Raw genomic sequence first — 25,866 nt, 5'->3', positions numbered from 1 at the left:
CCTTGTCATTGGCCAGGGGAAAGTATCCAGAGACCTTTCCCCCGTAGCTTAACCTTACAGCTTAACCGTATAGGCATCCCGGATGCCGGTTACCTTCGTAATTTCACTCAGAACGCCTTCTGGCAGCGGATCATCCAAGCTCAGCACCATCACGGCATCACCCCGGACAATCTTGCGGCCCACCTGCATACTGGCAATGTTCACATTAAAACTGCCCAACAGAGAACCGATTTTTCCGATAATCCCCGGCACATCCCGGTGGAGCGTAAAGAGCATATAGCCCGTCGGCGGCACATTGATGGGGAAACCATTGATACTGGTAATGCGGATATCCCCATCACTCAACAGCGCCCCATTGACGGAGTGTTCCCCATCGGCCCCAGTGGCTTCTAGGTGAATAGCCCCGGTGTAATCACGCACTGATTCATCACGGGTTTCAATGATCCGGATTCCCCGTTCCTTCGCTTCAATTTCTGCGTTTACATAGTTGACCCGTTCCCGCAATGCTGGAGAAAGTAAGCCTTTGAGCGCAGCCACAACCAAGGGTTTGGCTTCTTTTTCGGCTAAATCCCCTTGGAGCGTCACATTTAATTTTTCGATGCGGCCCCCGGCCAACTGACCGACCATGTTCCCTAGGGTCTCCGCCAACTGGAGATAGGGACGGAGTTTTTCCATGACGTTGGCATTGAGGCCAGGAATATTCACCGCAGAGCGTGCTGGCAACCCTAAAATGACATCCCGAATTTGCTCGGCAACATCAACGGCAACATTTACCTGGGCTTCAGCGGTAGAAGCACCCAAGTGGGGGGTAAGGACAACGTTATCCAAGGCCCGGAGTTCGGATTCACCCAGGGGCTCTTCTTCAAAAACATCCAAAGCGGCCCCACCAAGGCGACCTTCTTGGATCGCTTTAGCAACGGCGGCTTCATCAACAACGCCACCACGAGCACAGTTAACAATGCGGGTGGTGGGCTTCATTTTGGCGATGGACTCTTCGCCAATCAAGTGAGTGGTTTCGGGGGTTTTGGGGACGTGGAGGGTAATGTAGTCGGCTTCCCGGAACAGGTAATCGAGATCGACGAGGCGACAACCCAATTGTCCGGCCCGTTCTTCGGAGATAAATGGATCGTAGGCGAGGAGCTTCATGCCTAGGGCTTTACCGACGCTAGCTACGTGGGCACCAATTTTGCCGAGACCGACAACGCCGAGGGTCTTTTTGTAAACTTCTGCGCCGATGAATTTTTTCCGGTTCCATTCTTTGGCTTTGACGGACTGGTTGGCATCGGGGATGTGGCGAGAGAGGGACAACATCATCGCGAGGGCATGTTCGGCGGCGGCAATGGTGTTTCCTTCGGGGGAGTTGACGACGATGATCCCTTGGCGGGTGGCGGCGGGAATATCGACATTATCAACACCGACTCCGGCACGGCCAATGATTTTGAGGTTTTTACCGGCTTCGATCACTTCTTTGGTGACTTTGGTCCCGGAGCGAATCATCAGGGCATCGTATTCGGGAATAATGCTGATGAGTTCTTCGAGGGGTAATCCGACTTTAACGTCTACTTGGGCGACCTGGGAGAGGATATCGATTCCGGCTTGGTCGATAGAGTCGGAAACAAGAACTTTAGCCATAACAATTCGATTAAATATAAATGTTTCGTTTGGGTCGGATACTGCGGGTCGTGTCGCCGGGGGCGGGGTTTGGGGGAAGTTCCCGTGGGCACGAGGGCTACAGATCCTTAAGTTTTTGTATAGAACAAAGGATTATTCTATCCTGACTGCTCACCCTGGACGGATTTTTCCCTGGGGGCGATCGCCTTTTTTCTAGATTTACAGGCGGAGTTTTGGTACTTAAATCTCAAAAAGTCCGGGAGGGGCATCCACTTCCAGGCGATTTTCTACCAGATCAACGACGGGGACAATGGCCTTCACGAAGGGGACAAGGTGCTTTTTCTGGTTGGCATCGGTGACTTCGAGGACGTCCTGGGCCGCCGTGTAGAGATCGCTGACAATCCCTAGTTTTGCTTGGGTGTTGTAATCAAATACCTCAAGGCCAATCAAGTCACTGACATGGTATTCGTCGGCTTCAAGTTCGGGGCGATCGCCAGCCCGCACCAGAACTTTAGCACCCCGGATATTTTCTGCTTGGGTGCGGTCTTGGATATGTTCAAATTTCACGACAAATAAATTTTTACCAGGGATTTGTCGGCCCCGTTCGAGTTCTACCGATTGGGGGTCTTGGTTGGGTAATTGTAACCACCGTTGACCGGGCACTTCGAAGCGTTCGGGAAAATCAGTGCTGGGATTAATCCGCACTTCTCCTTTAAGACCCTGGGCGGCCACCACCTGGCCAATGATGATCCAATCCTGTTCTGCCATGTTGCGCCTCGATGCCTTTTTTAGAGCAATGTGAAAAATGTGGGTTAAAAACTCAGGCTTCTTACTTTATCGGATTTTTCTGACGGAACGCGCCCTTTACAATACTTATAAGTTTTACTTGGAATCTGGCCCTTAGCTATGACTGACACAAATTCTGGACAAAATAAACTCAAAGGTCTCGTAATTGGTTTGGTGGCGATCGCCCTGGCGGTATCCCTCGCCCTGGGGATCAAATTCCAGCCCCCTGCCGCTACCCTCGAAGCCCAGGCCGCCGAAGCTGTGCCCCTCACCGTCGCCCTCGACAATGGTCGCCCGACTTTGATGGAATTTTATGCGGATTGGTGTACCAGTTGTCAGGCCATGGCCCCGGATCTTCGGCAAATCAAACAAACCTACGGCGATCGCCTTAATTTTGTGATGCTCAATGTCGATAACGGCAAATGGCTCCCGGAAGTGCTGAAATACCGCGTTGATGGGATTCCCCACTTTGTTTTCCTTGATGAAACTGGTGAGGCGATCGCCGAAACCATTGGCGAACAACCGCGCAGTATTTTAGAAGCCGACCTCAATGCCCTCCTCGCCCACAACGACTTACCCTACACCTACGACCAAGGCCAAGTTTCTAAACTCGATCGCCCCAATCAACAACCCCGCCAGAGTGATCCCCGTAGCCACGGCGCCCAGGTTAAGTCCTAGGTTTTGGGCGAAAAACTTGCCTCACAAATTTTCCCAGAAAGGTTGGCTATAATTGAAGCCAATTTTAAGGCCCTGGCCCGTTCGTGCTGGTGCCTCAGTTTTCTAAATACCCTAGGTTTCAGGTTACGCCCTGTTTCAGTAAAGTACCTATGAATATTAAGTCTCTCCTCACCACCATCACTTGCTTGTCAGTCGGCTGTCTCGCCCCCAAAGCAGCCCTGGCCCACGCCATTGAAACGAATTTCCAAGTGCGCTTCGATAACTTTGAGCTCCAAAGCACCTTTGGTGATGGCGAAGTTTTCCCCAATGCCCCCGTTACGGTTTACTCTCCAGAAAATCCTGACCAACCGATCATGATTGGTCGCACCGATGAAAACGGGAAATTTAGCTTCAAAGCCGACACTACCAAAGCCGGAGACTGGGCCGTAGAAATTGGTTCCGCCGACGATAGCCACTGGGATCGCCTGATTGTGCCCGTCCAAGCAGAGGGGATCGACGCCAACGCCATTAGCGAACTGCCCCAACCGGAACACAGCCATGATTACTTTGCCTATTCATTCCTAGCGGGAATCGTCGGCTTGGGCCTCGTCTTTGGGATGCGCCAAAACCAAGACCGCGCTTAAACACAAATTATTTTTTACAAATTAAGGCTCACTGCCCCTTGACGGAGAATGCGCCAGCCGGAGCCTGTCCACTGGGCCACCGTCGAGGGCTGTCCACTGCCAATCTTGCTTGTTCGTTCCTGGGTTGTGCAATCAAGCACTGGGATTTCGGGAAATTCTTTGGCGATCGCCGTCATCCATTCGAGGGGGTCGCTACCGGAACGGTTAGCGCTGGTGGTGGCGAGGGGGCCTGTTTTTCGTAAAATCCCTTGGGCCAAGGCCAAATCGGGGACACGCACGCCAATGGTACCGGAATTGGTCGGATTCATCGCCGCCGAAACCTTTTCAGAAGCGGGTAGGACAAGGGTCAATGCCCCTGGCCAATATTGTTGGGCGATCGCCTGCCATTGTGCTTTTTCTGTTTCACTACCCACCACATAGTCCCAAATCTCCGGCAGGGAAGCCGTCATCAGGATCAGCGGTTTGTCGGGCGATCGCCGTTTCAATTGATAGATCAGGGGGGCGGCGTCGGGTTGTGCCGCGAGGGCAGGCACGGTATCCGTGGGGAAGCTCACCACTTGGCCATTGTTTGCCTGGTCAACCAGGGCAGCAGCAGTAACGAGAGGCATTAATTATTGGGTTTCTTTGAGATGGTCAAATACACTTTTATCACCAATATCATCGGCGGGCTTTTGTGTAAATTTTCGGGCTGCAAAAATGATGAATAAAACGCTCCACAGACTGAACCCAATTTGCGCAACTGCTAACGGTAAAAGCTGAATCAAGTGACCCAAAAGCAGCAGGGGCACCAGGGGCGTCAATAGCATTGTTTCCAAACGTCGAAAACAAAAGCCCTCTTTAAAGAAAATTCCCGTTAAGGCGGCAAAAAGAAAGCCAATGCCCCAGAGAGTTTGGGGTTTTTCTAAAACCGTGACGAATAGCGGTTCTGGAAAAATGAGACCAAAGGCGATCGCCGCACCACAGCCCACAAGCCAAAAGCCCTGGAGCAGTCGGTGTAGAGGAATGAGATAAATATGAATCTTTGCCAAACTGAGACCCAGACCACCACAAAAGGCGACGAATAGTCCAGAAATTAATCCCTGCGTCCAACCCTGATCGCCTAAAGCAATAGCTAAAACAGTACCAAAGCTAAAGGCACCAGCGGCGATCGCCAACCCCAGACGATAAAGAAAAACTTCCTGGCGATCGGCAGCGGTGATCGTAAATTCGCCATAGTAACCTGTGTAAACTTCCGGGGTTTGGGGTGATAAATAGGCATCAGACATCGTTATTTCCAGTTATCCATTTCCAAAACATCTATGTTTATCGTTTCAAATTATTCAGTTCTGCTTGGAGAGATTCCACTTCCCGCCGGAGCCGTTCCGCTTCGTCCATGGCGTCGGTGTTTTCAGGTTCATCATCATCGAGGATTTCAATGCGGCGCGGCTCTTTGGTCTCGCTGTTGGAGCTTGTTGTCGTTTCTGGGCTTTGGGGTACCCGCTGTTGGGCCTGCTTGACCATTTCATTGACAAATTTTTTGGCCTCCTCGGCGTTCATTTCCCCTTTTTGTACCATCTCATCGGCGATGACCTGGGCCTGTTCGCGCAGATCATGGATTGTTGCTCCTGCTTTTTCGGCAGCGAGGGATGCGGCCCCGACCCCAAGGTAAAAAGCTTTTTGTACTAAATCACTGAAGCCTGCCATAGTCTAAAGTCCTGTGTCATCAAGCGTGCTGTTTTAAGCATAGTCGATAAATTTGAGGCTTGGGCTGGGGGCGATCGCCTGTCCCCATAGCGAAGAGCAATATTCCGGAGCATCCTTTGGGGAGAAATAGCGAAACGTTGATCTTCTTGCAAGGAATCGGTTACAAACAGTAACAAGAAGCAGTACATCTTTGAGGAAAAACCCTTGCCCCATTCCATTGTGACTGACGTTTGCGAAGGCATCGCGGATTGTGTCGAAGCTTGCCCTGTGGCTTGTATCCATGATGGCCCCGGTAAAAATGCCAAAGGTACCGATTGGTACTGGATTGATTTTGATGTGTGCATCGATTGCGGCATTTGTATTCAGGTTTGTCCTGTCGAAGGGGCGATTATCCCAGAAGAAAATGCCACGTTACAGCGTACTCCCTAATTTTTGGGACTTGATCTAGATCGTTTTGATAGGTGACAAATCCCCGCAGCAGGGGATTTTTATTAGCTGTATTAAATCTCTATTACCTTGAGCCAAGAGTCTTGATAAAGCTTTGAATGTCAGCGGCGTTTAACCCATTGAGGTGAATGGTTTGTTGGGGTTGGCGAAAATGGCGGGGCAGCGATTGCCGATAGGTGGGATCATAATGCGCTTCGAGGATCGCCTCCACAAACTCTGGCCATTGTTGAGTATCGATTAAGTTGTACCAGGCTTGGATTTTGCCCTTGCCATATTTGGGTACGAGGTGACTGAGCAATTGTTTCAGGGTCGCTGGATGTTCGATGAGGTGGGGATATTCCGCGATGAGTAACTTAACCCGTTCGGCCATCGGTAAAACTATTTCCACCACAGGCGATCGCCGCATATTTTCCCAGAGGGGTTTCGGCACATGGATTTTGCCAATGGTCTTGCTTTCTGACTCCACCCAAATCGGTCGCCTGGGATCAAAGGCTTGGAGCTGGGCCACCAGTTGCGACTCAAACCACTTTTGCGCAGGCTGTTGCTGGGGCGTTTCTTGCCACATTTGTCCCAACAGAGATCCCCGGTGGGCGGCGAGGGCTTCTAAATCTAAAACCTGAAACTGTGCTGCCTGTAATGCCTGGAGTAATTTGGTTTTGGCGCTGCCTGTATAGCCGCAGAGTACCCGCAAAGACAGGGTCGTTCCGAGATGGGTAAGGGCTTGGCGCACATACTGACGATAGGTTTTGTAGCCCCCGGTCAAGAGAGTTGTCTGCCAACCGATTTGGCTCAGTACCGTCGCGAAACTGTGGGAACGCTGGCCGCCCCGCCAACAGTAAATGAGGGGGTGAAATTCCTTGGGTTTTTCTAAAAAATGCGTTTCTAAATGATGGCCAATATTTTTAGACACGAGGGCGGCCCCAATTTTACGGGCTTCAAAGGGCGATCGCTGGGTATAGATGGTGCCCACCAAGGCCCGCTCTTCGTTATTTAATACCGGAAAGTTGACGGCACCGGGAATATGATCTTCGGCAAATTCCGCTGGCGATCGCACATCGATAATGTCTGTGTAGGGTTGAAAATTCTGATCCCAAGGATTTGTCGTGCTGTGAATCGGAGGAGCCATCGCCACCTAACTTTACGTTGTGAATCAAGCTTTCACCATAACAAAAAGACAGCCACGGGGCTGCCTTGGGGGTTTAGGTTTTAGCACAAGTCTAGGGAGATCTAGAACAGAGGAGATAGGGGCGCGCTAAAGAAGATTGCGGCGAGGGCAAAGGCGACACCACCGGCTAACAACACATTGTTATAGAACCAACCAATTTCTTTTTCTTGGCCAAAGAGGTTTTCTTCTTGACCCGCCGAGAAGAAGAGAGACCAGGCTTGGGTCGCGGAAATGGTGGCGTTGCTGAAGTCCTTACGGAAAATAACGGGGGTGAAGAGATTTTCAGGTTTGTAATTAAAGTTGGTAACCATAAAATTGCCTGTTTTGTTTGTCTACATTAATAATCTTAACATAAGTTTACGAAATATTGCAAATTGTTACAAAAGCATTGACTTTTGCCTGAGTACTCAAAAATTAATTTCCCAACCAGTTGGGTTCAAGGTAATTACACACAGAACAGGGCTGGAGGGCATCGAGGATTTGTTGACCATAGGCGCGGTGGTTGATGCGGTTGTCGAGAATGGCGATCACACTTTGCTCTTGGTGGAGGGGATAGGTGGCCCGTTGCATTTCCTGGAGAGCTGTGGGGAGTAGGTACAGGCGAAACCAATCTTGGCGTTTTTGTTTGTATTGGGCGACGCGGGCTGCCACCAGGGGATTTTCTAGGGACGGGAGAGGGAGGGTGGCGATCGCCATCAGTTGAGGTAACGGGAAGCCCACGGATTGACCATAAAACAAGGGATCCGTAAGCCGCCGCCAAAAAGCCCAACCACAAATCAAAATGCTGTCGGCCTGGGGATTTGCTGTTTCTACCTTGACCCGCGACCCAAACTCAGCAGCAAGGGCCGCCCCCATCTGTGCCTGGAGGGGCACGTCGTTAATTAATAAAACAATGGGACGCTTCTGGTGGGGGTGGCGGCGAATTAGATGGCGCAGTTGGTGCAACAGTTCCCCTTGGAATTCTGGGGTATTGGGTAAGGGAAGGCGTTGTTCTGGCAGATAAACGCGCACTTGATCCTGTTGACGGGGGGGCGCAAAGTCTACGCAGGTAAGCTGGTCTGGGTTGAGGCCAATTTGTGTACAAAAGCTTGGGGCTTCTCGTTGGGGTTCGAGGAAACTCCCAATCAATAAAGTCGGCTGCCGTTGCCAGAGGGGGGCAAGGCTTTGGTTAAGGGTCTGGGGAGCTACTTGGAGAGAAAATCGGCCGTCCCGTTGGTGGAGATGCGCCCAGCAGAGAGGTGACTGGTGACGGTGTTGCCAGGTGGCCGCAAAGGTGCGCCAAGAATCAGGTAGATGCGGAAGTTGAAAACAGGTGGCCAAACGGCGTTGATTGTCTGGGTCGAGGGGATAGCAATGGTAGGGATTCGGCGATCGCCGCAGTAGTTGTGCCTTTAATTGGTCATATTGGCTCTGAATAAAATCCTGCTGGCCGGGGTTTTGTTGCTTGAGCATTTCCCAGTCGGCAAGTTGCAGTTGGCAACGGTAAAAATCTTGGGCCCACTGCCATAGCTCATCGACAGGATTAAGAATCGTTGTCACGGGGGCCGGGGGGCGATCGCCAGTTATTCTTCCGAACCATTGGGGAGGGGTTAAAAGCGTAATGGCGTTGGAGTGGGGCTGACATCCAGATTCAACGGTGGCAATGGGGCGCTCGGTTCCCAATAAACGCTGTAGGCGAGGAATTTCTTCTGCTTGGAGCCAAGTTAACAATAGCTGGGGGACAACGATGGTGACAGGCTCTGAGCTCAAAAGGGCAGGGGTTAGATAGCTGAGGGCATAGTCTTCGATACCCGTTCTGGTTTGAATTAGAGCAGAGCGACCTAAGCGTAATCCCCGCGCCACTAACCGGGCCAGGGTTAAATGGTGGGGCCAGGGGCTAGTATTTTGCTCACGGGTGATCGCCACCAGGATTTGGTGTACCTGTGCTTCCATCATGGCGTCACTTTTTCCATTAACACAACAACCCAGAATTTCCTAAGCAAGAATTGATCCCCCCGCAAAAACGCTTTCTAGCCTATCAGAACCCTATTGCAGCGGTAGTGATGGGTCTGGTATATCCATGGATATGGATCAAAAAACCCACTTACGACAAACCTTTAAACAACGGCGGCGATCGCTGCTTGAATCAACTTGGCAACAGGCCAATGCCGCCATCTGTCAGCAACTCCAGGACAGCTTGCTCTGGCGAAATTCCACAACAGTCTTAGGCTACCTATCCCACCACCGCGAGCCCTGTTTACAAGCCTTACTGAGTGCTCCTAAAACTTGGGGATTACCCCGTTGTATCGGGGACGATCTCGCTTGGCACCATTACCAAATGGGCGATCGCCTGATACCGGGCAAATTTGGCATCCGCGAACCGGAAGCCACGGCTCCTTTAATTGATCTAACGACCATTGATCTAGTGCTAGTACCAGCCCTTGCCTGTAGTCAAACGGGCGATCGCCTCGGCTACGGCGCTGGATTTTATGATCGATTTTTTGCCACCCTACCCCAACCCGTCACCACAGTGGGCATTGTGTTTGAATGTTGCTTTGTGCCAACCCTGCCCAACGATCCCTGGGACGTGCCCTTAGACTATGTTTGTACAGAAAAACGACTGATTAAAATTGCCCAGGAGCTTTCCCAATGACCAGCGTCATCCTCAAATCTTTGCTGTATTTTGTGCTGGCGGGGCTGTTTGAAATTGGTGGCGGTTATCTCGTCTGGCTCTGGCTTAGGGAAGGAAAAAGTTTACCCGTCGCCCTTTTGGGCTGGCTACTGCTGATGGTTTACGGCGTGATTCCGACCCTGCAACCGGCTCACTTTGGTCGGGTCTATGCGGCTTACAGCGGTATTTTTATTGTCTTGTCGTTGCTGTGGGGCTGGCGTATCGACCAAGTTCGTCCCGATAACTACGATTGGCTGGGCTGTGGTTTGGCGATCGCCGGGGTTTTGGTCATGATGTATGCTCCCCGCAGTTAAATAAACGCTGTTAAGGTTTTTCGCCCCTGACTTTTGCGAACCCATTAAAAAGCCCCCCAACCAGCTAGGGATTGAGGAGCCAGGTGCTAGGCGATCGCCAAATGATTAGTTAGCGGTTTCTTCGCCTTCAGCAGGTGCTTCTTCAGTCGCTTCACCTTCAGCGGGAACTTCTTCTTCAGTTACTTCACCGTCAACGGGAGCTTCTTCGGTAACTTCACCTTCAGCGGGAACTTCTTCCGTGGTGGTTTCATCGGTGGGTGCAGTGGTCTCAGGGCCGCAAGCACCTAAGAAGCCAAGGCTCATAACAGAGGCGATCGCCACCAAGAGAAAACGTTTGATGTACATAATATAAATACTCCTTAATCTAAATTAAGACCAAGTTAAAACAGCTACTAATTATAGCGACGGAAAATTGCCCTTGAGTAGCCGTCAAGTCAAGAACCATAAAGGTTTGAACAAAAATAAAGCTGATCATCAGAAAGGCTAATCAAAACACTATTGCTTTTCTGGTTTTTTCCGCCTAAAGGATCATGATCTTTTGAGCTAACCTAAGCTAAAGCTTTAACAAGCGTTTTGGTAAATCGAATCCAATTCTTTTGCTATTAATTCTCAACAACAATTATTGATAAGTAAAACTACTTATTCTCACCAGCCCCGAAGCCCAGAAATTAAGATCAAGAGCCAGTGCTGTTTAGGGTTTTGCAAAAAATATTAATGGCTCTGGGCAAAAATGATGCGAGTCTCTCAAATTGTCTCTGATATTACCAATATTTTAATTGTGAATTTAGGGGGAATGATTGGTGTTCCAATGCGCCTATTTTCACCAAGGTAATGCTACATTCTAAATAATGACCATGGCTTTCTTAAAATAAAAATTCGAGAAAAATGATTGGATTATTATTGGGACTAAGTGCTTTCTTTTTGGTTACAACCTATGTCACAACTCAATTTGCTGTGATTTATGGCTACTGGGGGTTCAACTCCCTCGTTCAACTTAGTCAACAAGTAATATTTTGGATCGGGGTTCTCTTCGTGGTTTGGTGCTTTGCAGAAGATTAACCTTAAACTCACGATTACATTTTATTTAACTACCTCCTTTATCCTGGGCGAAGTTTCAATAATTTCTTAACCAAAATTATCTTTTTCAGCAATTATTATTGGCCCAACCTTTGACTTGTGTAAGCCCATGGACGCTGCGGAAAAAATTTGCCATTCTTTCCTCCGGGGTCAGGTGATTCCCCGCTATTCCCAGGATATTTGGCAGGTGGAACGGGGCGTGTTGCAGCTCCGGAGCCATACCCCCGAAGGAACGGTGACGGTATTGGGTTGGCTGCAAAAGGGCAGTTTTTGGGGATCATTTATGACCAAACTGGAAGGGATTGAAGCGATCGCCCTTGTGGACAGTCGTCTGGTGCGCCACTCTGCCAAAGCCGTGAAACAGTCCCCCAACCTCCAGCAGGAATTACTCCAACAAACCCTCCAGCGCCTCCGTCAAGCCGAATATCTTTTGGCGATCGCCGGTCTCAAACGCATTGAAGACCGCTTAATTTCTTTGCTGCTGCTCCTCAAGGACGAAATGGGCAAATCAGAAGCAACCATCACCCGGCTCCGTTACCGTTTCACACACCAGCACCTCGCCGATACCATTGGGACGACCCGCGTCACTGTCACCCGACTTTTTAAAGAATTTCAACAGCAAGGCTGGCTAAAAATTGATGGCGATCGCCACATTTTGTTATTAGATAATCCCCAAGGCGATCGTCTCCCCCTGCCTCGACTCTAGCGACTTACTCTAACCTGAACATTGTTGACGCCACATCACATCGCCAATTTCTCCGCCTCCCGTGCGGGAACCACCCTCCACATTAAAGTAATGATCATAGGAGCCAAACCCTGAGATTACCGCATACTCTGATTTCACATCCCCATAGGTCGGCATTAAACGAGCATCAAAAAAATAAATAGGAAAGCTAGGGGGATCTGTCGGCGTTGTACTGTTTTGCAAAATGAGATTAGCTCTGGGATAGCCCACCGAAATCGAATATTCAAATCGGGCCACCTCTCCCCGCTGCTGATGGTTAATAACGCCAATGTAGGGAACAGTCACAAAGCCTTGGGCTGGCTCAAAGCGCAATGACACTTGGGGATTGCCAATGGCTTGAAAGGTCACATTGCCGTTGCGACAAGCTTGAACATTGTTACCCAGTTGAAACGTATCCCCAGGCTCAGGCTGAAACAAATCAGGCCGATTACCAGGAGGTACACGCACCGGTTCCGGTGATGCCGCCACAGATCCAATGGCGCCAATGGCATCAATATCTGGGCCACCATAGGGACTACCACTCGTTCGCCAGTCGGGATAATCACGTAAGCGCACGAAGCGATATTGGGCACCAGGGGGCAAATCATTAAACCTCGCTAAATCCACAGAACGGGTAGCGCCTTGAATACGCCCCAACTCGTACCATTGCTGTCCATCTGTAGAAATCGCCACGTTGGTGGCCTCCACCGCTGGCCCCACTTCAAAAATGTAGAGATCTGGCCCTGGCACGTCCACCAGGCGATTATCTACAAACTCCACGATCAACGCAGAAGAATTCATTTCATCTGAGGCATTACCGAGGGATACGTGGTTACCATCTGGAATGCCTAGGGCGCGGGAGCCGTCACGATATTCACCACTGACATTGGTGGCCCCGTTGTATTCCAAGCTCACGACTCGATCTGCAAAGGAGCTGGCCCCCTGGGGAAAATCAATCCCTTGGTAAACTTCGGCTTTCACGGAAACGACGAGGGGAAGGCTCAAAAATAAGGCACTGCTGAGGCAGATCTTGACAGATGATGGTATCGAACTTTGGTTTTTGGTTGGGACATCCATAGTGGCAATAAGACGGGCACACCACTTCAGTATAGTGAAATAATTCGCCACTACAATCCGCCAAAACTCGGAAAATAACAATAGTAATAGTTAGCGGTATTTTTGCTGTTGTTGAAATATTTTTTGTGGTCAAAGGAGACAAATTTCAATTAAACAGTATTAATCGCTGAGAACTGGAAATTTAATGCTTAATTGACCGTCGATTTGCTTGGAAATGCGGGGGATCAATAGGTAATGTCAGTTTCAATGGTCACTTCTAGGGTCTCTTCATCGACTGTAATAAACAGGCGGTTCGGCTGACAACAGACTTGGCAATCTTCGATATAACTTTGGGAAAAACCACCACTGAGATCTACAAAAGTAATGCTTTCTTCGCCGCAATAGGCACAAAAATAGTTCGCTGTATTTTCCATAATGAATTGCCCGCTTAGTTTGTTTTTCTGTCACTAAATGTTTCTCAATATTTTCTGGGGGAGCACCTCAAGTTTTATGAAGGCTAAGGGAGGAGATTTCGTCTCCTAAGACACAATAAAAGTAGTTAGATACTGTATATGGGACGTAGGAAAGATGGTCATGTTTCAGCAGCGATCGCCAAAGACAGGATTAGCAGAGAACTGCGCGGCAGACCAGCCCCGGGACCGAATTTTAAAGGCGGCACTACAGTTATTCGCCCAAAAGGGATACGAAAAAACAACAACGAAGGAATTAGCCGCCAAGGCCCAGGTGGCAGAGGGAACTTTGTTCCGTCACTTTAGCAACAAAAAAACCATCCTTGTGGAAGTGGCGACCCTCGGCTGGATGGATCTCCTCACGGATTTTTTAACGGAAATGAGTGAGATGGGCAGCTACAAGGCGATCGCCCAGGTGATGCGCCACCGGATGCTGAATATGCACAAAAATAAAAATCTGCTCAAGGTTTGTTTCATTGAAACCCAAGCCCACCCAGAACTCCAGGAAAAAATCCAGGCAGAAGTGATCGATAAAATGACGGGTATTGCAGAGGCGTTTTTCGAGTCGGCCATGGAAAAGGGCATTTACCGAAAAATGAACCCCCACATTGTCGCCCAGGTCTTTTTGGGGATGTTTGCGATCGCCGGCTTTTCTGACGTGACCATCGCTGACCCCCACGCCACCCCAGAATCACTCCGGGAAATGGCAGAAGGCATCGCCGACATTTTTCTCCATGGTGTTTTGGCTTAGTCACGCAGTAGAGGTTGAAAGCCAGCTTGGAGAAAATGCTTATCATAAGCAAGTGCTTCACTAATTGAGCGTTCTTTCATAATTATGAAGGATACACAATCAGTGTGACTCCAATCCTTATCTTTTCTCTGTTCATAAAGCTCCAAACCTTGTTCAAATTGCTCGCTGGACTGATTGATAATCTCTACGTTGGGATTTTTGCGTAGTTCCCTCGTAAGTGACAAGGCAAGTTTTCGGAAATGTTCGCCTCTCTTAGAAAAGTCATTGAGCACTTCTATGAGAACGGCTTCACTCGTGACAATATAAACAGGGTGTAATTTTTTCGAGAGTTCAACAGCTTTTTCATGCAGGTCATCATGGGGATTTAGTAACGCAACCCAATATCCAGTATCAGCAAAAACGATTCTCACTAACTATCCTATTCTTGGTAAGTATCAAAATTACGGGCGAGGTCTGTCGGTAGTTTTTCCCACTCAGATTCTGGAACTTGGGCAGATAAGCGGGCTGCTAATTCCCAGATCGATTCTGCATTAGGATCAAATGAAAAATCTTGAGGAGGCGCTAAACTTTGAGATTGGTTAGTATTATTTATCATGGTTCTAGGTTTTTGTGAGATAAGATTTTCTAGTTTTGTAATCGCCTTTTGCTCTTTGTTCCAAGCGTCATCTCTTAATTGATTGGCTTTTAATACTAAATCACCAATTTCATTTCTAATAGAAGGTTCAACTAATGGTATTTGTATAGAAGAAAACATTTCTTTGTCAACTTCAAGAATGACTGAACCGTAAGAATGACGAGTAATTAAAGCATAACCATAGTCTGAAGCTAGCCAAGCATATAAGAATCCCGGATTCATCTGGTCAGAAGCCAAAAATCTTGTAGCATGTTCACTTGCTGTCCAATTTTCCATATATTTAGGAATAATTTGCACTCTGCCAATTGTCCCAGAACGGGTAACAGCAATCATATTTTCTTCTAGCTGTATCTCTGGCAAGTCTTTAGTATGTGCGCCTTTTGCTAATCGTTTTACATCAATGGGCGCAATTTGAAACAGTTGTTTACTACTCAGTAATGGGATGCCTCCCTTTTCTACATAAGTTCTCTTTCTGAATTTAGTAATTGCTCGAACTTCTTTTGTTACCCTCGAATCACCAACTGTTGTAATCTCCCAAGGGAGTTTTGCTAGTTGCTGTTCGGCGGCGATCGCCGTTGAATTATGGTAGCTTGCTTCTAATCGACCCGCTAATTGAGATGCTTTAATTTTAGTGACAGAGGATTTCTTGTCAGTCGGAATAATTTCTTTAAGATAGGGAAGATTTAATTTTTCATGAAGTAATTTATCCGCCTCATTCAATAGCTGATTTGCTTGATCTCTCAGTTTCCCAGCTTCACACATTAATCGACCAATCTCAATACGTCGAATTACTGGCAAATCAGGTACTAATATTCTACGAAGATGCTCAAGTTCAATATGGACAATAACAGATCCATATGTAGCCTGTGTAAGTTGTAAACGACCATATTTACATATTAGAAATGCAGCAAGAAAACCAGCAGCTTCTGGATTTTTCACCCTAATACGAATGACATCTTCTGAAACAGCTTTATTTTTTAAACTATCTGTTGCAAAACCAACATTGCCAATTGTCCCCGAACGTGACACCAAAACATCCCACTTTTGGATTTTCAATGAATTTAGTTTTTTAGTATTTTTCTTACTTAAATACCTATCAGTATCGGGTTTTAGACTAATTATTTCTGAACTAGATAAAAATGGAATGCCATAGGTAGAGGAAACGTAAACTCGCCTGAAGCGAAAAGCATTATGTGCTTCTTGAGATAAGCCATTTTCTCCATATAGAGGAATTAAGGGAAAAGGACTACTTTGTAAGATTTGGATTGCATTATGGGCATCAATATTAAAAGCAGAAGCTTCAAAACGCACTCCTGCATTTAAAACTTCACTCAATTTAACGGTGGTTGAGAGTTTCTCTGCTTTATCCGTATTTTTTTGAGGTATAAAATCTGGTTGAAAAGCAGCATTTACCATCCCAAGACTACCTCTTTTTTCCACACTAAAAACTCATCTGCAACAAGCCCAGTATCATCATCCTCTACCTTTTGCTGGGGCAATGGTCTCTTGACTCCTTCTCCCGTGGCAGTTCTTTCAATTAATGGAACAGTCTCAGGATCCGTAGGAACTAGAATTTCCTCTCCATCTTCATTACGGCGATAAGTTGTCTTGCCTCTTTTATCATGACCGATTGCCTTCACTTCCGCCATGAAAATTTCATAATCAGCCATAGTAGAGCGATTAATCTCCGCTTCTGTTTTCTTCTGAAGAATCAGAACAGACGTTTGAGTTCCGTTTCTTGGTTGAAAAGTATCAGGGTGGAGATCGATAGAAGCGACAATTCGGCAATGACGAATCATCCAATGACGCACATATAACAAACCCGGCGCTCCCAAAATCGCATCCGGTAGGACAATGCCCATACGCCCCCCCGGTTTTAATAGTTGCCAACACCGCTCAATAAATAAAATTTCTGGTGGCGCAGAAGTTTGGAGTCGATCCGTCGGTTCCCATTCCCCTGTTTCCGTTGGCTGCCAGACATGACCCAGTTGATACTGCCCTAATGTTTCCTGATCTTTAATGGGTAGCTTAGAACCAAACGGAGGATTAGTTGCGATCACATCGAAATGTGCCAGATCCTTTTCATTACGAATACTTTCAGGTTTAACACCTAAAGCCTTAGCAAACTCTTCACGAAAACTACTTTGCCATTGGAAAGGATGTAAGAGAGAATCCTGCCTAAAAATATTTCCAGATCCATCATTATTCATCACCATATTCATTTTGGTGGCTTTTACAAGATCTGGATTAATATCAATCCCAAAAAAATTATTTTTTGCCGTTTCTTGAATTCTGGTATTAAGAGCGTTTTGCATCCAAGGTTCAGAATTATCCGTCACTCCAGCTTCTTTTTTTAACTTTTCGATCACCTCATTCATAGCAATGACCAAAAAACCACCAGTGCCACAGGATTGATCTAGAATTCGATCCGTGATTTTAGGATCAAGCATTCTAATAGTCATCTTTTGTACATTGCGAGGTGTGAAAAATTCTCCACGATCACCCCTTAAATTAGCACCAACAAGCTCTTCATAGGCTTTCCCTTTGACATCAATATTTGTACTTAGAAGACTATATCTTTGTAACTCACCTACAATATAAGCTAAAGACCGAGGTTGAAGTTTAATTTCATCATTCTCATCAAAAATAGCAGAGTATTGTTTTTTGACTTGATTGAAAATTTTGCTAACACGATTAAAAACAGTTAAACGACCATCATTACTCTTTTTTTCCTGTGCTGTTGCATAAAATTCTAAGGGATTCGGGAAATTTCTTTCATCATGAATCTTGCAAAAAATAACTTTAAGCAATTCAAAGAACGCAGGCTGTTTTTGTAAACCATCAGTCACATATATATGGTCGTGACAGATTTTAAATGAGAAAAGTAAATTGTCACCTACTGCATTTTTCAATGACTCACGGCTCGGGCGATCTACTTCATCAATGCTTCCATCTTTTGTTGGAATGTCATTTGGCTCTTCGTATTCGATCCCTTCTTTTGTACGAATCCGTCTCAAGACAGTCTTTTTCTTTCCATTTGTCCACATCCCCCACTCTGAATTATCACAGGCTGCCATGTAAGAACGAAGCTGTTCTACGCCGTCTTTACGAGCAGTTGGCGGAATAGAATCTTTTTTGCATTCGATGACAATCCAAACATTTTCTTGATTATGAGGCTGTCCTTCTTTAAAAATGACGAGATCAGCTCTAACTGTTTTCCCACCTAGCTTTAAGCTATATTCAACCTCGATCTGCTCTGGAGCATAACCTAACTCCAGTACAAGGCGACGCTCAATATTCTGACGAACATACTCTTCCGGAGTATCTTTCCGAATTTTTTGATCAATAAAATCGCAGATCTTACCGTCTGGTAATGTCGTTAGTATTTGAGCCATTCTGTTTTTCTGATGAGCAATCGAAATCTATTGATATAGTAAAGCCGCTGAAGCAAGTTCATACAAATTAAGAACAAGACTTAGCGGCAAATCTAGTCAGTAGGCAATTTTGAGCTTACTTATAAGCCTTGACGCACTCTTCCACGAGGGGCGCAACTGCATCGATGTCTTTCCAGCCTAAAATTTCCACTTCTTTTTTCTCCAGGTTCTTGTAGGAGGCAAAGAATTCGGCAATTTCATCTAGGCGGTGCTGGGAGATCTGTTTGATGGATTTAATGTCGTTATAACGGGGATCTTCGGCGGGGACACAGAGAATTTTTTCGTCGCGATCGCCACCGTCGATCATTTCCAACATCCCAATGGGGCGGGCCGCGATGACACAACCGGGGAAGGTCGGTTCGTCCATAATCACCATCCCATCGAGGGGATCGCCATCATCGGCGAGGGTATTGGGCACGAAGCCATAGTCGTAGGGATATTTCACCGAAGAAAAGAGCACCCGGTCGAGGGCAAAGGCATTCATATCCTTATCGAACTCATACTTGTTTTTGCTGCCGCCGGGGATTTCGATCAAAACATTAATCAAACCAGCTTTCGGTTGGGCAGGAATCCGAGATAAATCCACGGGTAATTTCTCCAAATATATCCAGAACAAAGGGTTGAGGCGGCCCTAAAACACTCTAAAAAAGTGCGAGGCGATCGCCCTCAAGCATTCTACACAGAAGCGGTTCCTTTGCCCGCAGGATTATTCCAATAACACAGAGGAGGTGAGATCCGGTGCGAGGTTCTGGACAGGTCGGTCGGAGTAATACCCAATAATCAGTAGGGGAATGGTCAAGGTCAAAAGGGCGATCGCTGTACCAAGCAGATCAGACCATCGGGGGGAAGGGTCGGCAGGTTTGCCGGGAGAGCCACTGGAGTCCATAGGTGTCAGGGCCTGCTAACACAATTGTTAGGAAGCCAATGTTTTTAAAAAACTAAAAAATTAAGTGGTTAAAGAAGGTGCTGTTATTCTAACTAAGAATTGGCCCAGAACTGTGTTGGGTTTGACGATTTTCGCTACCCTTAAGATTTCTTTAATCGTTGGGGTCTTTTCATCACAGGCTATTGGGACGAATTCAAGGCTTGTTCTGCCACCAAAAAATCAACAAATTGACGGGCTGTCCGGCCGGAACGACCATTATGGCGGGTGGCCCATTGCTTCGCTTGAAAATCCAGATCAGCCGGAGCCAAATTTAAACTAGCTCTTTGGGCTAAATGGTGGACGATTTCTAAATAGGTGGCCTGATTAGCCGGGGCAAAGGTCAGGGTCAACCCAAAGCGATCGCTAAAGGATAATTTCTCTTGAACCGTATCCCAGTGGTGAATTTCTTCTGCTTGGCTGGGTCGGGGCCGTTCTTCAAAGAATTCCCGCACCAGATGACGGCGATTGGAAGTGGCATAGACGACCACATTACTTGCTTTAGCCCGGATACTGCCTTCGAGCACCACCTTGAGGGACTTAAACACTTCATCATCCTCTTCAAAGGACAAATCATCAACGAAGATAATGAATTTTTGGGGTTGTTGCCGGAGGATTTCCACAATTTGCGGTAAATCTCCCAGACCTGTTTTGTCCACTTCAATTAGTCTGAGGCCCTGGTCATAGTAGGCTCCTAACAAGGCTTTTACCAGGGAAGATTTACCAGAGCCGCGACTCCCGTACAAAAGCACATTCAACGCCGGTAAACCTTGAAGTAAAGCTTCGGTATTACGGATCAAGGCAGTTTTTGGCTCAGGGTAGCCCACAATGTCGGCGAGGGGGAGCCATTCGGGATCAATGACAGGTTGCAAACTTCCTTCAGCCCAGCGGAACGCACCATATTGGCTAAACTGGCCTGCGCCATGGCGATGGTAATAACCAGCCAACTGCTCCAGGGAGTCGGGCCAAGCGTCGTGGGAATGGAGAAAAGCAGAATCTTTGATGGGCGATCGCCGCCAAGGAGTGAGGGTTGTGGCGACCTGGGTCGCAACGGTGACCCAATAGCGGACGGTTTCGGGTTCGCACGAATACACTTGGTGCAAAATCGTTAGGTCATGGCGTACCGCTTCCTGGAGGGAACGGCTCATTTCCCCTAGGGATTTTACTTGGGCCTGGCGACTAAAGGGATTATCGTCCTGGAGAATGCGCCCCACAAGCCAATCTTGCCAACTCACATCGGCGATCGCCAAAGCTTGAAACCAGCGCCCATAGCGTCGCAAACACTGAATACTGGCCGTTGACCCGGAGGATTGGGCTGCTTGATCTGAATATAAGCTTTCTAACAACGCCAAAAAGGTCTGACCAACTGGATCTGCAAACACTCCCTGAAAAATCAGTAAAGATGCAATTTGCGGATAAAGTAGCCTGGTGGAAATTGTATTTGAAGCGGGAGCAACCATAAAAATATCTGCCGATGTAATGGGCTGAAAAAATCCAGATGAACCGTATTACTGGTGCGATACTATTCTGCTAAGAATTTACCGCATTGGGGAAATGGCGGTATTGTATTCCTCAGCATCCTTTACATTTTCTCAATCTGGATCAGATGGCATATTGGCTTTTTCAAGGGAACCCCCGCTATCATCGTGTACTTGATGCCATCCGTGAACAAACGGAAATGCCCTGGCTTGTGACCCGCTACAAAAACAAAATTCAAGTCGGTGATGGCGTTTTAATTTGGATGGCCGGTGAAGCTGCCGGCATTTATGCGATCGCCGAAATCATTAGTCTCCCCACAGTTATTTCCCCCAAAAATATTCAAGACCGCGACTATTGGACGGATCCCAAGCGACTCCGGGCCGATAAACCCCGCAGCCAAATCCGCTTTATTCGCAAGCTCCTCGGTCAACCCCTACGCAAGATAGAATTGCGTTTTGATGGCATCCTGCGCGATCTCGATGTTATCCACACGCCCAGCAGTACCAATTTCAAAATTACCCCCGAACAATGGCTGCGGGTGCATCAACTGAAAGGGTGATTTCCCCTAACTTCCCCAAAAACCTCCGTTAAAATAAAACTCTGCTGTGCACCTTTCTTCACCATGACCTCGACCCAAAGTAAAATGCCCCCAACTGAGTCCCCAGATCCCATGCGGGAGATTCCCGATGAAGCAGAAATGTCCTTTTTCGATCACCTCGAAGAACTCCGCTGGCGCATTTTTTATTCGCTGATTTCCGTTGTTGTCGGTTGGGTTGGTTGTTTCTTTTTTGTCAAACCCATCGTCCAGATCTTAGAAGCGCCTGCTGCTGGGGTGAAATTCATCCAGGTAGCCCCCGGCGAATTTTTCTTTCTCTCGTTTAAGGTAGCGGGCTACACCGGCGCTTTACTGGCGAGCCCTTTTATCCTGTACCAAATTATTCAGTTTGTTTTGCCGGGGCTAACCAGGGGAGAACGGCGTCTCCTCGCTCCCGTTGTCTTGGGGTCTGGAGTGCTATTTTTTGCGGGCTTGGCCTTTGCCTACGTTGCTTTGATTCCAGCGGCTTTGAATTTTTTCATTACCTATGGTGCTGATGTCGTAGAGGCGGCCTGGTCCATTGAGCGATATTTTGAGTTGGTGCTGGGTCTAATGTTTTTTACGGGGCTAGCGTTTCAGGTGCCTGTGGTGCAAATGATCTTGTCTTGGCTGGGGATTGTTTCTTCGAGCCTGATGCTCAAGGGTTGGCGCTTTGTCGTTCTGGGGGCAGTGGTGCTCGGCGCGGTGATTACGCCCTCGACAGATCCGATGACCCAATCGCTCTTAGCTGGGGCTGTCCTGGGCTTATATTTTGGCGGCATTGGCATTGTGAAACTTTCAGGACGCTAGGGGCTTGGCGATCGCCTGCAGTACAGCAGCCATTAATTCGGTGCGACCAAAGGGTTTACGGAGAAAAGAATCGGGCTGTGGCACAGAATATTCTGGTAAGGCATCGGCACTAATCAAAATAAACGGAATTTTTTCGGTGGATTGATCATGGCGCAATTGACCAAAAATTTCTTGGCCATCGAGACAGGGCAAGCGAAAATCACAAATAATCACGTCTGGTGTTAGTCGCCGCGCTAAACTAACCCCCAGGGCACCATTTCCTACGCCCGTCACTGCATAGCCTTCAACGATTAAAGAAATCACCAAGCTACCTCGCAGATCAGATTCATCTTCGATCACTAAAATTTTCGGAATCATGATGTATCACCAAGGGAAACAATGATTTTTGAGGAGAAAATTTAAGACTCTTTAGTGAGCCAAAATCAGGAAAAAATACGACGGATCTCAATAGTCAATAAAAGTTGTAATAGGTCGGTCTGGCTGAGTAAAAATACGATTGCTCAAGGGAAATTTGGCAGAAACAGCTACGGCAGAAAAAGTGATTTTGCAGCATTAACCTAATTTGCTTACGCTACTGATCATAGAGGCGACCTTGCCTGGAAAAAACAAACCCTAATGAACATTTAAGGTTTCCCAGAAGCAAACTTAATGAATTTTGCTTTTTTTAACTTGCCTGTGGTTTTGTAACTAATTTTCTAAAAAAATATTGCGATTTGCTGAGAGTTGCATCGAAATCAGAGTTTATTTTTAGGTATTTTGTCTTACTGCCTGAAATGATCAATTAAAAATATTTTTAGCTTGTTTGATCTCTGTGATCGGGCGCTATCTTGAAGTCAAACAAAATTCGAGCTAATTTTCATGTTCGTTTTCATTAGAGGATTTTTAATTTATGACTTTGACAGCGGCAGCCGTAATTGAATATTTGGGCCTAGAACCCCATCTGGAAGGGGGCTATTTTCGGGAAACTTACCGCTCAACACTCTCTATGGCCACCGAAAGACCGGGAGGCGATCGCCAATTGTTAACCTCGATTTACTATCTGCTCAGTCAATCGCGGCCCATGGACTATCTGCACCGCAACCAATCGCCGATCATGCACTATTTCCACGGCGGTGCGGCGATCACCTACCATACCCTTTCTCCGGAAGGCCAGTGGCAGACCACAAAGCTCGGCTTTGACTTGGCGGCGGGAGAAGTGCCCCAACTCCTGGTACCAGGGGGCTACTGGAAAACGGCCATTTTAGAAGCGGGCGAATTTGGTCTTTTGGGGGAAGCGGTGGCCCCAGGATTTGATTACCAAGATTTGGAAGTTGCCCAGGGGTCAGTGCTCCAAGAACTGTATCCGGAGCATTGGCCGCAACTCAAAGCTTATATTCATCCGAGCCATTAACGAAAGGAAATCATTGCCTCGTTTTGGCGATTGCCCAGGGAAACCCGTTACACTTTGGCTAACGGATCGGCAACCGAGGGAAACACAATGGCAATTTGGGATTTCGGTCGCTTTATGCAGACCCTCATTCAGTTCGATGTCATGCCGGGGAGTCAACTGATTAAGCCTTGGTTGGGTCAAGAAAACGTGGCAGCAGATAATGAAACATTTGGAGGCAGCGCCCAGATGGGAAAAATTTTAGTGGTGGGTGGCGATCGCCCAGAAAATCAAACCCTTGTGCAGGCCCTTTCGGCTCGCGGCTATCAAACCCATTGGGCGAAAGATTCTGTTGAATCTTGCGATGGAGCGGCCATGCTTATTCTTTGTGCTGATCTCGCCACCACAACCAGAGACTCACTCCTCGCCCAGGTGAGCCAAGATCCCCAATGGCGATCGCCCCAGTGGGAACTGTTTAATTTTCGCCAAGCAACCCCTGCCCTCGCCCAACTGTGGGGAGCCGTGGACGACGTGGTGATGGGAGGTGTTAGCCAAAGTCAATTGCGGTTAACCCCGGCTGGGGCGCTATTTACAGGTAATGTCTCCACCGATAACAATGGCGGTTTTGCGTCGGTACGCACCAAAAGTTTGGCAAATCCCTGGGATCTATCTAAATATGCGGGGTTCCGGCTCCGGGTAAAAGGCGATGGCCAACGCTACAAATTTATTGCCCGCTGCGAAAACCGTTGGGATGGCATTGGCTACAGCTATTCCTTTGAAACCACCGCAGACCAGTGGCTGAGCGTGGATATTCCGTTTAGCGAGCTTGTGCCTGTTTTTCGGGCCAAATCCGTACCGCAAATGGGGCAATTTCAAGCTGACCGGGTCTATGCGTTGCAGTTGATGCTCAGTAAGTTTGAATATGATGGGCAACTGAATCCCAGCTTTAAGCCGGGGTTATTCCAATTGGCCATCGAGGCGATCGCCGTTTATGGCGGTGAATCTTTCCCCCAAATTATTGCCCTGAGTCAAACCACCGCCCCCCAGGAAGCGCTCCAGGAAACGGGGCTTCCCTATTGTCTAATCCATTGTCCCCAGGGTTTTACCGCAGAAAATTTGCAAACTGTGATCAATGTCATTGGCGATCGCCAAGCCGTTAACCAAATTATTACCTGTGCAGCGTCACAGTAACCAACAACTGGCCACCCGTGGCAAAGAATTGCGGGGTATCCGGTTAGATATTTAGCATAAACAAGTAAGATCGAAAGCATAAATACTTTGGCTGCCTTAATCCTGTCCCCTTAAACGCTGGTTTCCCGTGGGAATTGTTTCTCAACCTATGACTCCCCCTGTCTCTCTCCAAGCCATCATTCGAGAGTTAGAACAACACCCAGATGCCCAACGCATCAAAAAGTTGTTAATTTATACTGCTGTTAATCGGTGGGAAAGTAATCCCCAGTTACTCCAACGTCTCTCCCTCGAGCGCATCGTCAAAAAAAATCTTGACCAGTTTTTAAGCTTTAAAGAACTCCAGCGGGCCTTTAGTACCTCTGTCAGTACCCTCAGCCGGCCTGCTACCTATGGTCGCCTTGCCAACGACATCTTGACCCAGTTAAGCCCCCTCTACGAAAGCGAAGATCAAGATCCTTCGACGGGTATTGTTGCTGCTGGCCAGAATAGCCACCAAAGCATTACAGAGATTCACCTAGAAGTTGCGGTGCAAACCCTCGAAGAACACCGCGAGAATATTCGCATCAAAAAATTGCTCTATGCCCTTTGTTTTAAGCGTTGGGAAAATAGTTTTCAGGTTTTAGAAGAATACAGTTTGGCTAACCTGTTACGCCAAGTCGTCGTTAACTACCCCACCCGTAACCAATTTGAGACGATCCTGCGCAAATTAGTTTCTCTGCTTAATCGCCAACAAATCTATGGCCAATTGGCTGATGTGATCCTTGGGGCGATCGCCCCCCTATACAAATCTGGTGATTCTGCCACGGGTTTAACCCAACCCACCGCTGACCCCCCAGCGCCAGTTCCCACCCCAGTGGTGCCGCCCCCTCCCCCTGCCCCAAGTCCAGCACCAGAGTCTGTGAACTATAAGCAGACCATGGCTTTTAATATTGACGAGCTCCCCATTCCCAAGCCTGCCAAGTCGATGGATCTTGATTTCAGTGAAAATCAAACCCTGGCGCTAGATCCAGAGACCCAGATGACCCAGACGATGTTGCTCAACACCGGCTCCCCTCGACCAATGCCGGCCCCTACGCCTGCTCCAGTACCGAAAAAAAAGCATTTTGCGGCGGCTCTCAACATCTACGAACTTAAGCTGGAGGTGATGAAATACGCGAATCCCCTCCGCACAAAAATTTTGCTGTTTTCCGTCGTCCATCATCCCTTTGACCTCAGCGGCAAAGACTGGTCAATGTTGCGTACCTGTGATTTTGATGAGTTATTATCCGAAGTGCTGCGGGATGCCTCTAGTCTCAAGGCTCTGGAAATCAAACTTTCGGCGATCGCCCGGTCACTCTTTGACGCCAACGAACATCTCCAGGCCGCCGGAGCCATTGTTCAAGCCGTGACGACTTTCACCAATCCCCCCCCCCGTCCATGAC

30 protein-coding genes are annotated in these 25,866 nt (G+C 47.8%); 12 read left to right on the top strand and 18 right to left on the bottom strand.

Going from position 1 to position 25,866, the window contains the following annotated elements:
* Positions 1-54 precede the first annotated feature (54 nt).
* Complete coding sequence (gene serA / locus AWQ23_RS06405) at positions 55-1,632, bottom strand: phosphoglycerate dehydrogenase (protein WP_012306867.1); 1,578 nt, start codon at positions 1,630-1,632, stop codon at positions 55-57.
* Positions 1,633-1,851: 219 nt separating this feature from the next.
* Positions 1,852-2,379: a ribosome maturation factor RimM gene (gene rimM / locus AWQ23_RS06400; protein ID WP_012306866.1), complete on the bottom strand. Its 528-nt coding sequence runs from the start codon at positions 2,377-2,379 to the stop codon at positions 1,852-1,854.
* Positions 2,380-2,517: 138 nt separating this feature from the next.
* Between rimM and AWQ23_RS06395 the strand changes: the two genes are divergently transcribed.
* Both AWQ23_RS06395 and AWQ23_RS06390 read left to right on the top strand, forming a co-directional pair.
* Entirely contained in the window at positions 2,518-3,075 is a 558-nt protein-coding gene (locus tag AWQ23_RS06395) for a thioredoxin family protein (protein ID WP_030006469.1), read from the top strand.
* Between the two features lie 149 nt (positions 3,076-3,224).
* Entirely contained in the window at positions 3,225-3,698 is a 474-nt protein-coding gene (locus tag AWQ23_RS06390) for a hypothetical protein (RefSeq protein WP_012306864.1), read from the top strand.
* A gap of 14 nt (positions 3,699-3,712) precedes the next feature.
* Here the strand turns inward: AWQ23_RS06390 and AWQ23_RS06385 are convergent, their stop codons facing one another.
* The 3 genes from AWQ23_RS06385 to AWQ23_RS06375 are packed head-to-tail and all read right to left on the bottom strand — an operon-like array spanning position 3,713 to position 5,381.
* A complete protein-coding gene (locus AWQ23_RS06385; RefSeq protein WP_062433595.1) occupies positions 3,713-4,306 on the bottom strand; it encodes an L-threonylcarbamoyladenylate synthase in 594 nt (197 codons plus the stop codon).
* A gap of 3 nt (positions 4,307-4,309) precedes the next feature.
* Entirely contained in the window at positions 4,310-4,963 is a 654-nt protein-coding gene (locus tag AWQ23_RS06380; RefSeq protein WP_062433594.1) for a DUF2301 domain-containing membrane protein, read from the bottom strand.
* Between the two features lie 37 nt (positions 4,964-5,000).
* Positions 5,001-5,381, bottom strand: a complete 381-nt coding sequence (locus AWQ23_RS06375; protein ID WP_012306861.1) for a phasin family protein — start codon at positions 5,379-5,381, stop codon at positions 5,001-5,003.
* A 204-nt stretch (positions 5,382-5,585) separates the two neighbouring features.
* Between AWQ23_RS06375 and AWQ23_RS06370 the strand changes: the two genes are divergently transcribed.
* The gene (locus tag AWQ23_RS06370) at positions 5,586-5,810 is read left to right on the top strand and encodes a ferredoxin family protein (protein WP_012306860.1); all 225 of its coding nucleotides are present in this window, start codon (positions 5,586-5,588) and stop codon (positions 5,808-5,810) included.
* Positions 5,811-5,892: 82 nt separating this feature from the next.
* Here the strand turns inward: AWQ23_RS06370 and mnmH are convergent, their stop codons facing one another.
* The 3 genes from mnmH to AWQ23_RS06355 form a co-directional block, all read right to left on the bottom strand.
* Positions 5,893-6,954, bottom strand: coding sequence for a tRNA 2-selenouridine(34) synthase MnmH (mnmH, locus tag AWQ23_RS06365; protein WP_062433593.1), 1,062 nt, complete (start codon positions 6,952-6,954; stop codon positions 5,893-5,895).
* Between the two features lie 101 nt (positions 6,955-7,055).
* A complete protein-coding gene (locus tag AWQ23_RS06360; RefSeq protein WP_012306858.1) occupies positions 7,056-7,304 on the bottom strand; it encodes a hypothetical protein in 249 nt (82 codons plus the stop codon).
* 103 nt (positions 7,305-7,407) lie between these two features.
* On the bottom strand, positions 7,408-8,928 hold the full coding sequence (locus tag AWQ23_RS06355) for a helicase C-terminal domain-containing protein (protein ID WP_071884908.1): 1,521 nt from the start codon (positions 8,926-8,928) through the stop codon (positions 7,408-7,410).
* Between the two features lie 124 nt (positions 8,929-9,052).
* On the opposite strand from AWQ23_RS06355, the gene AWQ23_RS06350 reads away from it, so the two are divergent.
* Together AWQ23_RS06350 and AWQ23_RS06345 are read left to right on the top strand one after the other, a co-directional pair.
* Positions 9,053-9,625 (top strand): 5-formyltetrahydrofolate cyclo-ligase, encoded by a 573-nt coding sequence (locus AWQ23_RS06350; RefSeq protein ID WP_232308977.1) that lies wholly within the window; start codon positions 9,053-9,055, stop codon positions 9,623-9,625.
* Positions 9,622-9,957: a YnfA family protein gene (locus AWQ23_RS06345; RefSeq protein ID WP_030006317.1), complete on the top strand. Its 336-nt coding sequence runs from the start codon at positions 9,622-9,624 to the stop codon at positions 9,955-9,957. Before AWQ23_RS06350 ends, AWQ23_RS06345 begins: the two co-directional genes overlap by 4 nt.
* Positions 9,958-10,062: 105 nt before the next feature.
* Here AWQ23_RS06345 and AWQ23_RS06340 read toward each other — a convergent pair whose 3' ends face one another.
* A complete protein-coding gene (locus tag AWQ23_RS06340) occupies positions 10,063-10,302 on the bottom strand; it encodes a hypothetical protein (RefSeq protein WP_030006316.1) in 240 nt (79 codons plus the stop codon).
* An 841-nt stretch (positions 10,303-11,143) separates the two neighbouring features.
* On the opposite strand from AWQ23_RS06340, the gene AWQ23_RS06335 reads away from it, so the two are divergent.
* Positions 11,144-11,740, top strand: a complete 597-nt coding sequence (locus AWQ23_RS06335; RefSeq protein WP_062433592.1) for a Crp/Fnr family transcriptional regulator — start codon at positions 11,144-11,146, stop codon at positions 11,738-11,740.
* Positions 11,741-11,749: 9 nt separating this feature from the next.
* On the opposite strand, the gene AWQ23_RS06330 is transcribed toward AWQ23_RS06335, so the two are convergent.
* Positions 11,750-12,763, bottom strand: coding sequence for a hypothetical protein (locus tag AWQ23_RS06330; RefSeq protein ID WP_157072198.1), 1,014 nt, complete (start codon positions 12,761-12,763; stop codon positions 11,750-11,752).
* A gap of 296 nt (positions 12,764-13,059) precedes the next feature.
* On the bottom strand, positions 13,060-13,248 hold the full coding sequence (locus AWQ23_RS06325; protein WP_012306851.1) for a CPXCG motif-containing cysteine-rich protein: 189 nt from the start codon (positions 13,246-13,248) through the stop codon (positions 13,060-13,062).
* A 160-nt stretch (positions 13,249-13,408) separates the two neighbouring features.
* On the opposite strand from AWQ23_RS06325, the gene AWQ23_RS06320 reads away from it, so the two are divergent.
* Positions 13,409-14,035: a TetR/AcrR family transcriptional regulator gene (locus tag AWQ23_RS06320; protein WP_012306850.1), complete on the top strand. Its 627-nt coding sequence runs from the start codon at positions 13,409-13,411 to the stop codon at positions 14,033-14,035.
* Here AWQ23_RS06320 and AWQ23_RS06315 read toward each other — a convergent pair.
* From AWQ23_RS06315 to AWQ23_RS06290, 6 genes are all read right to left on the bottom strand, one after another.
* A complete protein-coding gene (locus AWQ23_RS06315) occupies positions 14,032-14,445 on the bottom strand; it encodes a type II toxin-antitoxin system VapC family toxin (protein ID WP_062433590.1) in 414 nt (137 codons plus the stop codon). The genes AWQ23_RS06320 and AWQ23_RS06315 overlap by 4 nt on opposite strands.
* A gap of 8 nt (positions 14,446-14,453) precedes the next feature.
* A complete protein-coding gene (locus AWQ23_RS06310) occupies positions 14,454-16,085 on the bottom strand; it encodes a restriction endonuclease subunit S (protein ID WP_062433589.1) in 1,632 nt (543 codons plus the stop codon).
* Positions 16,079-18,064 (bottom strand): N-6 DNA methylase, encoded by a 1,986-nt coding sequence (locus AWQ23_RS06305; RefSeq protein WP_062433586.1) that lies wholly within the window; start codon positions 18,062-18,064, stop codon positions 16,079-16,081. The genes AWQ23_RS06310 and AWQ23_RS06305 overlap by 7 nt, the downstream gene beginning before the upstream one ends.
* A gap of 115 nt (positions 18,065-18,179) precedes the next feature.
* Complete coding sequence (locus tag AWQ23_RS06300) at positions 18,180-18,689, bottom strand: inorganic diphosphatase (protein WP_030006311.1); 510 nt, start codon at positions 18,687-18,689, stop codon at positions 18,180-18,182.
* A 120-nt stretch (positions 18,690-18,809) separates the two neighbouring features.
* On the bottom strand, positions 18,810-18,989 hold the full coding sequence (locus AWQ23_RS06295; protein ID WP_030006310.1) for a hypothetical protein: 180 nt from the start codon (positions 18,987-18,989) through the stop codon (positions 18,810-18,812).
* Between the two features lie 179 nt (positions 18,990-19,168).
* Positions 19,169-20,485, bottom strand: coding sequence for an ATP-binding protein (locus AWQ23_RS06290; RefSeq protein WP_062433584.1), 1,317 nt, complete (start codon positions 20,483-20,485; stop codon positions 19,169-19,171).
* A gap of 146 nt (positions 20,486-20,631) precedes the next feature.
* On the opposite strand from AWQ23_RS06290, the gene AWQ23_RS06285 reads away from it, so the two are divergent.
* Together AWQ23_RS06285 and tatC are read left to right on the top strand one after the other, a co-directional pair.
* Positions 20,632-21,063 carry an EVE domain-containing protein gene (locus AWQ23_RS06285; protein WP_062436557.1) on the top strand — a complete coding sequence of 144 codons (432 nt, stop codon included), beginning with the start codon at positions 20,632-20,634 and terminating at the stop codon, positions 21,061-21,063.
* 63 nt (positions 21,064-21,126) lie between these two features.
* Positions 21,127-21,888 carry a twin-arginine translocase subunit TatC gene (tatC, locus tag AWQ23_RS06280; RefSeq protein WP_012306846.1) on the top strand — a complete coding sequence of 254 codons (762 nt, stop codon included), beginning with the start codon at positions 21,127-21,129 and terminating at the stop codon, positions 21,886-21,888.
* Here tatC and AWQ23_RS06275 read toward each other — a convergent pair.
* Positions 21,877-22,245 (bottom strand): response regulator, encoded by a 369-nt coding sequence (locus tag AWQ23_RS06275; protein ID WP_062433582.1) that lies wholly within the window; start codon positions 22,243-22,245, stop codon positions 21,877-21,879. The genes tatC and AWQ23_RS06275 overlap by 12 nt on opposite strands.
* A 532-nt stretch (positions 22,246-22,777) precedes the next feature.
* Between AWQ23_RS06275 and AWQ23_RS06270 the strand changes: the two genes are divergently transcribed.
* The 3 genes from AWQ23_RS06270 (at position 22,778) to AWQ23_RS06260 (ending at position 25,865) form a co-directional block, all read left to right on the top strand.
* Positions 22,778-23,278: a cupin domain-containing protein gene (locus AWQ23_RS06270; RefSeq protein ID WP_030006306.1), complete on the top strand. Its 501-nt coding sequence runs from the start codon at positions 22,778-22,780 to the stop codon at positions 23,276-23,278.
* Between the two features lie 87 nt (positions 23,279-23,365).
* Positions 23,366-24,445 carry a CIA30 family protein gene (locus AWQ23_RS06265; protein WP_062433580.1) on the top strand — a complete coding sequence of 360 codons (1,080 nt, stop codon included), beginning with the start codon at positions 23,366-23,368 and terminating at the stop codon, positions 24,443-24,445.
* 148 nt (positions 24,446-24,593) lie between these two features.
* Entirely contained in the window at positions 24,594-25,865 is a 1,272-nt protein-coding gene (locus tag AWQ23_RS06260; protein ID WP_062433577.1) for a hypothetical protein, read from the top strand.
* The last annotated feature ends 1 nt before the right edge of the window (position 25,866 follow it).

Origin of the sequence: Picosynechococcus sp. PCC 73109 (assembly GCF_001521855.1) — a bacterium.
In the GTDB taxonomy this organism is placed as follows: Bacteria; Cyanobacteriota; Cyanobacteriia; order Cyanobacteriales; family MRBY01; genus MRBY01.
Note: the sequence above shows the minus strand (reverse complement) of the source record. Positions and strands in the feature narration are given on the sequence as shown.